Annotated in this window: 9 protein-coding genes; 6 read left to right on the top strand and 3 right to left on the bottom strand. The window is 47.7% G+C overall.

The window, feature by feature from the left end:
• Positions 1–301 precede the first annotated feature (301 nt).
• Positions 302–1,987, top strand: coding sequence for a family 10 glycosylhydrolase (locus tag JOD24_RS03255; RefSeq protein ID WP_429246315.1), 1,686 nt, complete (start codon positions 302–304; stop codon positions 1,985–1,987).
• Positions 1,988–2,804: 817 nt separating this feature from the next.
• Here the strand turns inward: JOD24_RS03255 and JOD24_RS03260 are convergent.
• The gene (locus JOD24_RS03260; RefSeq protein ID WP_429246316.1) at positions 2,805–3,536 is read right to left on the bottom strand and encodes a hypothetical protein; all 732 of its coding nucleotides are present in this window, start codon (positions 3,534–3,536) and stop codon (positions 2,805–2,807) included.
• 770 nt (positions 3,537–4,306) lie between these two features.
• On the opposite strand from JOD24_RS03260, the gene JOD24_RS03265 reads away from it, so the two are divergent.
• Both JOD24_RS03265 and JOD24_RS03270 read left to right on the top strand, forming a co-directional pair.
• Positions 4,307–4,435: a hypothetical protein gene (locus tag JOD24_RS03265; RefSeq protein ID WP_429246317.1), complete on the top strand. Its 129-nt coding sequence runs from the start codon at positions 4,307–4,309 to the stop codon at positions 4,433–4,435.
• A gap of 22 nt (positions 4,436–4,457) precedes the next feature.
• Positions 4,458–4,733, top strand: coding sequence for an SPOR domain-containing protein (locus tag JOD24_RS03270; protein WP_429246318.1), 276 nt, complete (start codon positions 4,458–4,460; stop codon positions 4,731–4,733).
• A gap of 112 nt (positions 4,734–4,845) precedes the next feature.
• On the opposite strand, the gene JOD24_RS03275 is transcribed toward JOD24_RS03270, so the two are convergent.
• A complete protein-coding gene (locus JOD24_RS03275; RefSeq protein ID WP_429246319.1) occupies positions 4,846–6,030 on the bottom strand; it encodes an MFS transporter in 1,185 nt (394 codons plus the stop codon).
• Between the two features lie 274 nt (positions 6,031–6,304).
• Between JOD24_RS03275 and JOD24_RS03280 the strand changes: the two genes are divergently transcribed.
• The 3 genes from JOD24_RS03280 (at position 6,305) to JOD24_RS03290 (ending at position 10,775) form a co-directional block, all read left to right on the top strand.
• Positions 6,305–9,373 carry an AAA domain-containing protein gene (locus JOD24_RS03280; RefSeq protein ID WP_429246320.1) on the top strand — a complete coding sequence of 1,023 codons (3,069 nt, stop codon included), beginning with the start codon at positions 6,305–6,307 and terminating at the stop codon, positions 9,371–9,373.
• Complete coding sequence (locus JOD24_RS03285) at positions 9,373–9,717, top strand: hypothetical protein (RefSeq protein WP_380166498.1); 345 nt, start codon at positions 9,373–9,375, stop codon at positions 9,715–9,717. Before JOD24_RS03280 ends, JOD24_RS03285 begins: the two co-directional genes overlap by 1 nt.
• A gap of 185 nt (positions 9,718–9,902) precedes the next feature.
• Positions 9,903–10,775, top strand: coding sequence for a hypothetical protein (locus JOD24_RS03290; protein ID WP_429246321.1), 873 nt, complete (start codon positions 9,903–9,905; stop codon positions 10,773–10,775).
• Between the two features lie 224 nt (positions 10,776–10,999).
• Here JOD24_RS03290 and JOD24_RS03295 read toward each other — a convergent pair whose 3' ends face one another.
• Positions 11,000–12,586 carry a phosphodiester glycosidase family protein gene (locus JOD24_RS03295; protein WP_429246322.1) on the bottom strand — a complete coding sequence of 529 codons (1,587 nt, stop codon included), beginning with the start codon at positions 12,584–12,586 and terminating at the stop codon, positions 11,000–11,002.
• Positions 12,587–13,019: the final 433 nt, after the last annotated feature.

Genomic DNA, 13,019 nt, shown 5'->3' on the forward strand with positions numbered 1-13,019 from the left:
AAATTTTCCGTAGCCTCTTTTTTGGCGGAATAGATGGTAGATCCATCCTCTGAATTGGGCTACAAAGTCCAACCGAATCACCTCTACTTTCATAGATTGATAGAAGGGATGATGCCAAACGGCGAAAAAACTGGTGATCGATCCGGGCCTGGGATGGACGCGTCAATTGCGAGTACGAACGTCAAGGGTCAGGGTGCAAGTTGGGGTTTCTCCCGGCGTTCCCATGTGTAAGCCCGCTTGAATCAAATGAAGGCCCTGGGGATCCCCGACGTTTTATCATTTATAAGTAAGGAGAGGGTGCATGTTGACACACGCCCCGGTCTATAAGCGACAATTCCGTGCCGTCTGGGTGGCCACTGTCGGAAACCGCGACTGGCCCTCTTCCCCCACTCTTTCAATCACTCAGCAACAGGAAGAATGGAGGCACCTTTTGGACTTCATCCAGGGGATGAATCTGAATGCGGTTATTCTCCAAGTCCGACCCATGGCGGATACTTTTTACCCCAGTAAGATCAATCCCTGGTCCCGGTATTTGACCGGCACTCAAGGAAAAGACCCTGGATATGATCCACTCGCTTTTATGCTGGAAGAGGCTCATCGGCGCAATCTGGAATTTCACGCCTGGTTTAATCCTTTTCGCGTCAGCTCGGAGGCTCGGCTGGAGTCCCTGGTTCCTGATCATCCGGCACGCCGTCATCCAGACTGGGTGGTCACTTATGGTGGACAGTTGTATTACGATCCGGGTATCCCTGAGGTGAGGGAGCATGTGACGGAGAGCATACTTGAAGTGGTCAACCGGTATGAAATCGATGCAGTTCACATGGATGATTATTTTTATCCTTACCCGGTGGAGGGTGAACCTTTTCCCGACGACGAGACTTGCCGACGCTATAGACAGGACCAGTTTGCCGACAAGGGAGATTGGCGAAGGGAAAATGTGAATCGGTTCATCAGTGGTCTCTCGAAGAGAATCCGGCAATTGAAACCGAAATTGAAATTTGGAATCAGCCCCTTTGGCATCTGGCGCAATCGTTCCACAGATCCGACGGGATCGGATACCTCCGGATTGCAGAGCTTCGATGATCTTTATGTAGATACCCGCACCTGGATTCGGCAAGGTTGGCTGGATTATGTGGTTCCTCAAGTATACTGGCATATCGGGTATCCTCCGGCGGCCTATGAAAAGCTGGTGGATTGGTGGAGCGGGGAAGTTCAGGGGCATCCCCTTCACCTTTATATCGGTCATGCCGTCTACAAAATCGGACAAGATCATGAGGCTTGGGACAACCCGGAGGAGATGACAGATCAATTGAACAGAAACCAGCCCTATTCGGAGGTGAAGGGGAGTGTCTTCTTCGCGATTTCCGACTTATCGCGAAATCCTCTGGGGATTCGGGATCGACTGGCAACGGATTTCTTTCGCTATCCGGCCCTGATTCCAACCCTTCCCCGCTTGGACTCACCTGCCCCGCCAGCCCCCCGCATTCAGTCGGTCCAACGCGTCTCCGATGGGGTGCAGATCCAATGGAGAGATGATTCCGCGGACACCGTCTATCTGGTGCTCTATCGTTTGGGTGACGGGGACAAGGAGGATCGAGAGGATCCTCGGAACATCCGGTTTTTGCTTAGGAAACAGGGAAATTCCTCCACGGTAATAGATCCCACGGCGACTCCAGGACAGGTCTGGATCTATTTGCTGACCGCAGTCAACTCTTCGCATCATGAGAGTCCACCCAGCAACCCGGTTCGATTGTTACCCCTGTACAAAGTGATCGCTGGTTCTTTTCAAGAGTTGGAGAATGCCCAAGCGCGAAAAAAACATCTGGAAGAGAAGGGAATCTCGGCGACGATCCTTGAAACCCAGTTGGATCAAGAGAAGCTTTACCGGGTACAGGTAGGGGCCTTCAGCCAACGCTCCAATGCAGAGGATAGGTTGAAAGAGATTCAGGAGCTGGGCATCACCGATGGGTTTATCCTGTACGAATAAGGAATTCAATGTACTTGTCTAAGTGATCTTCGGGTACTAAATCTTCGATGGACACGAATTCAAATTCATTCTGTTGATGTTTATTTGAACGTAACATGTTTTGATGTCTTTCATCAGGGGATTGTTCCCAAAAGACAGGCTGTCGAGACTTTCTCGACAGGCTGTCGGAGTCTAACCTTTTGTGTCGGATCCATCTGGGTATGGTCCTTTTTAGAAGGAATGATTTTAAGCGAAGCTAGACGCTTGTGTAACCTTGTTGACAGCTACAGGCGTTCCACTGTTGCCAAGTGGTTTCGCCAATTGTGCAATAACGAAGGCTTTTTCTGCCTTGATTATTACACCGTCGATGGACGGTACAACCTAACCGCTGGTGCGACTTTACGTAGTTCCGGATTGATGAGGAACCCTATTTGAGATATTTTGTAAAATAAGCGGCTAAGAGCATCAATATAAATGCAAGCACCCATTTAATTAGAGCATATTCAACAAAGAAGATCGGCACAATAACTAACGAGGAAAGAAATACAAAAATTGCGGTTGCATATCGTTTCATTGAGATCCAACCCTCTCCTTTTTTTAATATTTTTACGATGTAAATTAAAAAAACAAGACGCTTTTAGTTGTTGTCAGTTTTTTCAGCTTCTTTTAAGTGCTTGCAAATTTAAAATGCCTTTTCATTTCATCGTACCTCATATTAGTAGTGTAAACAATATCGTCCTGCCAAGTCATTTGGGAAGGAGAGGATAAAACAAAAGACCTGATTATTTTCTAGGTCTTTTGTTTTATATACAGTGTATTTTCGATACAACACATCAACTTATGAACATTTACCTATGCAATAGTTTAGTTCGACTGCATATGCCAATAAGGCTGCCTCAACACAGATCGCACAGGTAGGCGGGGTTGCACACGCAGCACCACAAACAGTTGCAAAAACACCTATAGCCCAACTAGGAAGCCCTAAACTAGCTAAGCAGTTATTCATACAACCAAAGAATCCTTGAGTGGATACCTCGTCTTCTGAGCATTGTCCTTCTATGTTAATTTCAGGAGCAGATGTTTTATCTACGTTTTTATCTATGACCAATTCTCCATTTCTCCATATCTTTGCATTTCCTATTTCATCGTTTACATCAGATAAAACCATTTCTACTGTTTTCACTTTTTGCTTATCTTTATTGTAATAGAATTGGATTCCACTAGTTTTAACTGTCTGCCCGATATCTTTATAAGGGAAGGCAACGGTATACATACTCGTACCGTTATTTTTTAAATGTAAAACTGAGGATTTTTTTAGATCAATATTACGTTTAGGAAGATGAGCCGAATATGATTTTAGGTCTTTGGAAGCCTTTTTTAATAGTTCTTTTTCCACCTCAGGATCTATATCAGCTTTCTGTGCAGCGAAACTCTCTAGTTGTTCTAACACTTTGCTCATGTCTGCTTTAGAAAGATCTTCTGCGGCATACGTTGTATTGGTAACAGTAGAAACAAAGACAACAGCAAGGGAGAGAACAAAAATTACTACTCTTGAAAATAGTCTTGACATACGAATTCCCTTCTTTCATGAAATTAATTACATAGTTTTCTCGTAATTCAGGGTATTTTTCTGTGAGACTCTAATGATCCAGACCTCACATTTGATCATTGGACGGTTGCTCTGGCTTCCCTTCCGGATAATTCTTCTCTTTCGGCGGTTGAACCGGTGTTTCTTTCTTCTTCTGGGTTGTCATTTCTCCAGGGAAATCCACCTCCGACACCCGGGGTGATATCTGGAGTCGTTTTCACCGCCGGTGCATAGAGAGTCATTGGGATCGTAGCTAACAGACGTAGATCGTCGCCAATTTTTCTTATTCATAGGCATCCTCTTTGGGAGGGTGGCCCATCTCCCAGTTGAATGAGATGGATTCTGTAAAAGTGTCATCAAACCTTTTAGATTCACCATCTTTCGATAAATAAAACCAAGGAACTACCTAACTCGCCTCACCTCCTAGCTCCAAAGACAAGGGAACATACATTCTCATCGCGCCGAATAAACCCAACCGTTTCACCAACTCGACAATAACCATTCGGTTGTCAATATTAAATTACACCCAAATAAGGTTCCTTTTTCCAGTATAGTTTACTAGAGGTAAGTTGTAAACTAGTTTCTTGAAATAATTTTAGTACCCCGTCTATTTTTTTGTTTTTAGGCCAATTTCTCCCTCAAAGTCGTCAATCTTCACCACAATTCACGGTGTGATGACCACTGAGGCCAGTGTAATCAGGGGAGAGCTCGAACTGCGCATCAGAAAGTGGATAAGGGTGGAGTGAACGGTCGTGGCGAAGAAACGCATTATAGTTGACTTGGAACAAGAACTCAAAGAGTGGGCGGAACAAATAGCCCTTCAACTCTCATTTGACAGGGGAGAGCGGATCTCAAGAAATCAGATCATTGCGGAAGCGTGAGTGAGCGACTCTCATCCCTGGGATGGATGCGTCAATTGCGAGTACGAACGTCAAAGGTCACGGGTACAAGCCAGGGCTTTCTCCCGGCGTTCCCACGCGAAAGCAGTTCCACAGATCTGACGGGATCAGATACCTGGAAGAGAAAGGGATCCCGGCGACGACCCTTGAAACCCAGTTGGATCAAGAGAAGCTTTACCGGGTACAGGCAGGGGCCTTCAGCCAACGCTCCAATGCAGAGGATAGGTTGAAAGAGATTCAGGAGCTGGGCATCACCGATGGGTTTATCCTGTACGAATAGGATGCTGATAGAAAAAAGGTTCACCCTCCGTTTTTAGATTATAACGTTTGAAACGCAAAAACGCCGCGGATTCAGACCGATGGCGTTTTTGTGATGAGCTTGGGATATTCGATCAAGTCGTCTCTAATTTACGAGTGTCCGGGATGAACAGAGTGAGCAGGCTACCTAGCAAGGGAAGGAGGAAGATCCATTCCAATACGAAGGGAACACCGTAGCGGTCGGCGACCCACCCGAGAAAGGTAGCCCCGATGCCCCCGGCTCCTACTCCAAACCCGATCATCAATCCGGACACCAGCCCCACTTTTCCCGGTAGCAGCCGTTGACCGTAGACGACTGTAACCGCAAAGGAGGAGAGAACAAAAAATCCGAAGATGATCAGCATTACCGCTCCGGCAGGCCCCTTCACTAGAGGGGTTAATAAGGCAAAGGGGACGGTGAGGAACATGGAACCGAACAACAGCCATTTATGACTGATCCGATCCGACAACCTTCCCCCGATAAATGTACCGACAGCTCCTGCGGCCAGGAAGAGAAAAGTGTAAATCTCTCCGATCTCCAGGGGAATTTGGTGTTGCAGATAGTAAAAGGGCAGGAACCCCGCAATCCCGATCTGCGTCCAGGAACGAAGGAGAACCACCAGCACCAAAAAGATCAGGCCCAGGAGATAGCTTTTACCTTGGACGGCTGTCTGGGTGTGTCGCTCTTCATTGAGGCGCTCCCGATACCAGGGGAGGATTCGCCACATCAGCCAGGCCCCTACAACGCCGAACAGAAGAAACCAGATCAATCCAGACAATCCGGTGGATAGGACGAACAGGGGGAGCATGAGGGGACCCAGGGCCTGCCCGGCATTCCCTCCCACCTGGAAAATGGCCTGTGCAGTTCCCTTAGCGCCACCGGCGGCCAGATGAGCTCCTCGGGAGGCTTCGGGATGAAACAGCCCGGAGCCGAGTCCCGACAAAGCGATCACCACCAGTAGCCATTCATAAGAGGGGACATAGCCGGACAGGGCTAAACCGAGCCCCGTCAGGAAGACTCCCAACGGGAGCAACCAGGGTTTAGGCGTCCGATCCGTCCACAGGCCGAATAAGGGTTGCATCACGGAAGAAACGAGATAAGAGATCAGGACGATCATCCCCGATTGGGTATAGGTCAGATCAAATGCCTCTTTATACAGAGGCATCAGCGCAGGTACGATGCCTGCCGTCATAATGTCGTTCAACATATGGGAGCCACTTAAGCTCCACAACTGTCTTTTCTGGGGCATCTTCACTTGGGTGCTGGCATCCACAGCCAATCCAGGATCACCTCTCCCTGTTTTTTGTATTTTAAAGATAACATAATGAAAGGGAATACGGAGAGCATCAGACCGAGCCCCCTGTGTTAAATTGTTAAGGTAGGTTGAGTAGCGATGGCATTGGAGGCACCAAAGACAAAATTATTTGCCGCTCAAGGAAGTGAACTGAACGATAAAATCCGGATTTAGGTTCTCGAAGATATGGAAATCTTTTGGATGAAATAGTATAATAATATTCGTGGTTATAATAAATATTTTGGCGAAGGGGATGAAATTGGACAACACGAAGAGAGTGCTCCGTTACTGGCAAAGAAGCGTGGAAGACGGGGATCGGTTGGATTTTCAGGAATCTCAGATCACCAATTACGTGGATCTTCCATATGAGGAGATTGCGGGGGGTCAGTTGTCTTCTTCTTCATTTGAGGCCGTGGAGAAAAAAGCAGATTGGAACCATAAGGGATCACTAGATGTGTTGATTTGCCCTTTTCCTTTGTTTCGTGAGAAAAAAGGAAAGAAAGGGGATCGGGATCGCCGCTTGTTTCCTTTAGTGATCCCAGCTCGGTTAGAGGAAGACGGGTCTTTGCACCCAAATAAGGACAACCCTTCGTTTGTACCGAGAAAGTATCTAGAGCCTTTCGATCAGACTTACACTCCAGTTGTGGTGGGTCAATTAGCGGCATGGGAAGAATATCGGAACAAGCATCCCCATCCGGAACAGGGAACGTGGGAAATGGTTTGGCGAGATGCGGAGCATCTGTTCAAAAAAGTGACCGGGAAAGCACCGGCACGATTTGAACTAGAGGGGTACCATCGGTCTCCTCATGCAGTGGTTTGGTTTGGAAAGACGGCCAGTGCCGCCTATTACCACATCGCTAACTGCTACCATGACCTTTTGAAGGGAAAACAGCAGCACCCTGGGCTACTACAAACCTACACAGGAGCCAGGGAAAAACGAAGTCAGAACACGCTGGAAGAGCACGGTGACTATGGAACCCGACATTACGGGCAGATGACGGACCAATATCCCCTCACTTCTTCCCAGCGGGAAACCCTTCACCATTTTTTTGCTTTGGAAGCAGGGGAGGTATTGGGAGTCAACGGACCGCCAGGTACGGGAAAGACGACCCTGATCCAAAGCGTGGTCTCCTCTCTGTGGATTGGACGGGCCTTGGATGGGAAGGAACCTCCGGTGATATTGGCTGCTTCCAGCAATAATCGTGCGATATTAAACATCCTGGATAGCTTTCAAAAAGCGGGGGCAACGGATCCGAAGGCAAAAGAGCTGTATCCACTGGCTTCCCGTTGGATTCCTGGGGTGAACAGTTATGGTTTGTTTTGTGCCTCCAAGACCATGTTCGAGAAACAACAGCAAAAATATCCTTCTGTTCTCCGGCAAAGAACACGAGGGGGTCGGCGGGAGGAAATGATCGGGTTTGTCGCTGATTTGGAAAAGGAAAACCTGCAAAGTCAGGTGGATCATTTCCTTTATCGATGTAGGCAATATTTTGGGGACTCCGTAACGGATTTGAACCAGGCGAAGCAACGGTTGCATCGCGAACTCTCCGATGTTTGCGAAACGATGGAGGACAGGATTATCCAATTTCATGAACGGAAACGATTGCAAAAGCGCTTGGAAACGGAATTTCAATCCTGGGAGGGGTTGGAGCAAGCCATTGCCAAGGCAACCGTGGCAGAAGGGCAGTCCCGTGAAGAGCATCAGCGCCTGGAATCCCTTTATTCCGATTGGTTGAAGGATGTGAAAAACCGTTCCTTTCTGCATCCCTTTCTCGGATTTCTGCAGTCGGTGGCTAATGAATCGTTTATGCGAGAAAAGAGAGTAGAGATGTCCTTCTCTTCATATAAAGATATAGCTGTAAGAGAGGAGTTGTCTCGAAGAGAGATCGAGGCACAAAAGAAGTACACCGAGCACAACCAACGACTTCACAAATTAATAGAGTTTCGGGACCGGATGGAAAAGCTGGAAGAGAAATGGGTCGAGTGGAAGGAGAAGCATCGGTCTAAAAGTTCCCCGGAGGAGGACTGGTTCACTTATCTGGACACCCATTTGAGATACAAGGCTTTCCTATTGGCCACCCATTATTGGGAATCTCGTTGGCTCCAGGAGAGAACAGAAAGCCCTTCTGAGGAACAGGATGGAACAGGGTGGCGTCGATATGCCAAATTGACACCGTGTCTCGTGTCCACCTTGGCTTCTGCTCCAAATTTTTTTCGAAGTTTTCGGGACCCGGAGAATTATCTATACGGTTTCATCGATCTCCTTATTATCGATGAGGCAGGGCAAGTCACGCCTGAGCAGGCTGGACCCGTTTTTGCTTTGGCCGATCGAGCACTGGTGGTGGGGGATACGGAACAGCTACAGCCAATCCCGCGGGTCAATTCTACTGTTGATGAAGCCAACGTGAACCTGTTCGGTTTTTTATCTGAAGGGACAAGCTTTGACCATTTTAGCCAAAGCGGACTGGCTGTCTCGGACGGCAGTGTGATGAAGATCGCCCAGCGGGTGAGCCGGTTTGGAAAACCCGACGATTTAGGGGGAATGTGGCTGACCGATCATTACCGTTGCCGGGAGGATATCATTCAATACTGCAACGATTTGTGCTATCAGGGGCGCCTGGTGCCGCGAACCAAGAATCCCGCTCCCGGTGAGGAAATATATAGGGACCTTCCCCGGATGGGGTACCTGCATGTGGTAGGTACAGCTGAACGTGTGGGAGGGAGTTGGGAAAACCAACAAGAGGCGGCAACCATCGCCTGGTGGATTCATCAGATGAAGGATGAATGGACGGGAGGAACCCGACGATTGGAGGATATCATCGCTGTCGTCACCCCTTTCCGCAAACAGGCCAACTTGATCAGCAGATATTTGAAAAATGAGTATCAGATCGAGGGCCTGACTGTGGATACGGTGCATTCGTTGCAGGGTGCGGAAAAGGATATTATCCTTTTCTCCGCCACCTATGGAGGACCAAATCACCGCAATCAGTCGTTGTTTTACGATAACACCCGCTATTTGCTAAATGTGGCAGTATCCCGGGCGAAGGAATCTTTTTTGGTCTTCGGGGATATGGAGGTGTTTGGGCGGATGAGCCACAAACCCTCTGGCAAGTTGAAACAGCGACTGCACCGATTGCCGCCGAGCAGAGCGGAGATTCCTGCAGAGCAGATTGAGGCCATGGTTGGCAGGATGAACAAAAGAATGGCCAAATCAGCCAAAGGAATTTCCAAAACTACTGTCATCAATCATGGCATCATCAATTACGCAGATAATCAATCGAGGATCCAGATTGACAATATTGAACAGAAACCGAAGGGAGATATTTGATGACAGAAGAGAAGCACTCCGAACACGTGGTCTTTCATAATGCTTCTGGAAGTCAAGTCAACTTTGCCAATCATGGGTCTACCATCTACGTTTCTAATGGACAGGGAGACGAACTGGGCCGTCTGATTCAGGAACTCCGACAGTTATTGGCAGATACAGATCGGATTCCAGAAGAAGAAAAGGAATCAACCTATGAAATCTTAGAAATGATCCGCAAGGGAGGTCAGGAGGGGAAATCGCTCTCCAATCTTCTGCTAGATCGCTTGCAAAAATGGCAAGCCGCCTTTGGTGCTACCTCAGCAGTGGGTCAGGTGATTTCGTCGGTGATGGACATGATTAAGTGAGCCAGGAAGACCGACCTTGGGAACAAGTTAACACCCTTTCATGGTTGCTTTCCCCTGTAATTTCATCACAGCTTGATGTTGGATCTCACCTGAGAATTGTGGGCTGGCAGCTCTCCGTAGAATGATCTGACCGTGGTAATAACGCAAAATGATCTATGTATTTACCTAAGGAGGAAACAGAGAGAATGAGTAAAAGAGCATCTTTTTGGGGAATGATCGTCGTCTTTTTCCTCACTTCCTTTTTAACCCTTCATACTGACGTATCGGCGGCAGAAAAAGCGGATCCAGACCTGTCGGAGAAAGTGGAACAGCTGGAAAAAGAGATGAATCAGTTGAGTGCTAAAAACGACAGTTATGACTACCTCAAAGAAGAAACCAAGTCCTATCGGGAGTTTGTCGAGGGAGAATGGGATCGGTTTAATAATCTATTGCAATGGGTGCTCCCAATTGTGGTCACAGTCATTGGTGCTACTCTGATTTTTTTTGACGTAAAATCAATCAGAGATATAAAAAAGCGAACGGAAGAGATCAACAATACCGTTAAAAAACAGTTGGATCAACATGTAGAAGAGGAATTGAACCGTGAAACGGAAAAAATGAGGATCCGGATCAGGGATTTGGAGAATATTGTGAATCGGGAGTCCTGGTTGCGCAGTTCCAAAATTCTTGTCTTAGATCGGGGAAAGTTGAAAGAGATTATTTCGTCCTCACCCTTGAATCAGAAAAATGTGATCTATGACTCCCCATCTTCTCATCGTCTTCCTGATCTTCTCGAAAAAGGAGAGGTGGATATTATCGTATATGAGTATGGAAATGATTCGGAAAAACCAAGGGATGAGGATCTCAGCAGTCTATTGAAAATATTAAAGGTTCATTCCGAACAATCGGTTTCGATTCCTATCGTCATTTATACAGAGGGTAAACAAGTAGGGAAGACAGAGGTTCAAGAACTAAGTAAAAACTATCCATGGTACACATTTGCCAACAACCGGATTACTCTGGTGTCCAACACGTATGGTTTGACCCATGCTTATTATTCAGAGGCAAAGAAGGCGTAAAAAAATTTTTTTCGGAGCCGGAAACAAAGAAGAGAATAACGAAGAGGGAGCCTGCAGTTCTGAGTAAGATGATATATTTCTGCACAGTCCAGAACACCCATTGTAGCTAAAAAATCACCCTTATAAATAATACACCCACCGAACTTTTCGGTGGGTGGCCGAGCCTGCCATTAATGCAGGCTTTTTCTTTGAGTTTACCGATGGGTCCTATGAAAAAAGTCTATTCATTGTCTGGGAAAGATCAGAATCCCATCTCCAATGGGGCGTTCCCCGGTGGCGTCGGAGGGGTGGTTCACCATTTGCTGATGAATCGTCATCGTGGTGGAACCGCCACCGTCCAGGTTGACCGCATCAGAGGCTCCTAGGGCTTTCATGAGCCGGGCACTTTCCTTAAAGCTAAGGCCAACACTGAAGCCCGGCTGTCTTCCATCCACGGTAACCAACAGGATTTTTCCATCCGGTGTCGTACCCGCCAGCGTCCGGGGATTGCGTTGAATCCCGAATCGGTAATAGAATTCGGGTTTTTCCTCCCAATGAAACCCTTCAGCGAAAGCAGTAATGTGGGTTTTCCCCCTCTGAAGCAGCCGGGGACCGCCGTTAATAATCCCTGTCTGCGGTTGCAAAGAGAGGTATTTCCTATCAGAAAATATCTTGGTTTCCACTTTCAATCGGCTTTTGGGTTTGGCATGGGTTCGCAACCAGTTCGCAGCGTTCCCAGTCGCGGACAGTACAGATCCCTTTTCCGGAATAGAATTTCCCCGTGAATTGTAGGAATGCACCACCCGTCCCTTTTTATCCAATACGACCTCCCATCCGGTTCCTGGTTCGGTGACCTTACCGAAATCGGGGGTGAATTGGATCAATTCGCTCTCATCGGTACAGGTGAAATCGTGTTTGGGCAATTCCGTCGGCTGATCCCCACCAACGCCGCCGCATCCCCGGATCAAACCGGGCTTACGGTTGATGCCGTCCAGCTCACGTTGTGAACCGTCGGATGAAATGAGGGTTAGCTTAGTATTCAACTCCGCCACCTTGGCTTTTTTTCCGGAGGCGGGAAGGATCAAGGCGGTTCGCTTGTCAATCGCTTCGCTGATTAAGCGTCCCTTGATTGCGGAGATTCCCGACAGATCACCGGTGGTGCCGTCATTTTCTCCTGTGACAAAATAGCCGCCGTTAATCCCTGCGAGGGCATGGGTGCGTAGCGACATGTCCGTCAAACGCTTCTTCCCAGGAACGATTCCCGTCCCTAGTTCCGGAAGAATACTTCCTTTAAAATGTTTGGGATCGATCTTCAGCATATGAATGTTCCAGGGACCGGTGGTGGGACTCCCGTTATCCCCTGTATAAACTACCCGCAGCCCGGAGTAACCCTTCGCCGCCAGTTTGGATTTAAAGGATTCGGCCTCCTGTGCACCGGAAAAATGTCCAACCTGGACGAGGTAGCCCAGGGGACCTTTCTTCAAGTCATCCGGTGCTCGTTCATCAATCCTTTGCACAGAGGGCTCATAGCCATCGAGTTCCAACCTGCGCGCGGTTTTCTCAGCTTCCGCTTTCGTAGATCGGAAAACCACGTCTACAGTGAAATAATCTTTTTCAGAGGATTCTCCCCGAAGGATATGGGTATGAGTCATACCGGGAGCCAAGACAGTGGTCTTTCGTGTCTCATTTAGGTGGGGAAAGCCTAAGGGGAGAGGTTTACTTGATTCCCATTTTTGTTCATGGACAAGTGTCGAAGCCGAGACATGGAAGACGACGGAGAAACAGAGCAGAGCGACCAGACCGATAAAGGTCATCTGGTAACGAGTTTTCATGGGAACCTCCTGACAGTTGAATATGTATGGATGGTTTCGTGATTTGCCGCTAATTCACCTGTAGATTAGCAGAATAGCATAAAGGGGATTTTGAGAATGGATGAAAGAAGGGTGAGAATAACAAGAAGTCATTTTAAGAAAAAATTCTCCGATGGAATACTTGAAAAGCGATCCAAAACCAAAAGATATGATGCGAATCACTGTATGAGGCGGTGGAAAAGGACAAGATGTACTTAAGCTGAACAAACAATAGCCCCAACTAGGGCTGTTGATTAACCATAAAGTGCCTATCGTAAAATATTGCTTGAGGGAACAGGGATGGTGGGAGGGCTACGATCTCTTGCAAAGAGCGCAAAGGCGAATCAAAGTCCCACCAACCCGACCTTAGTTCCTGCCTAAAATATGGCTAATCAACACTCCTAAGCCCCAACCA

This window comes from Kroppenstedtia sanguinis (assembly GCF_050433445.1).
In the GTDB taxonomy this organism is placed as follows: domain Bacteria; phylum Bacillota; class Bacilli; order Thermoactinomycetales; family DSM-45169; genus Kroppenstedtia; species Kroppenstedtia sanguinis.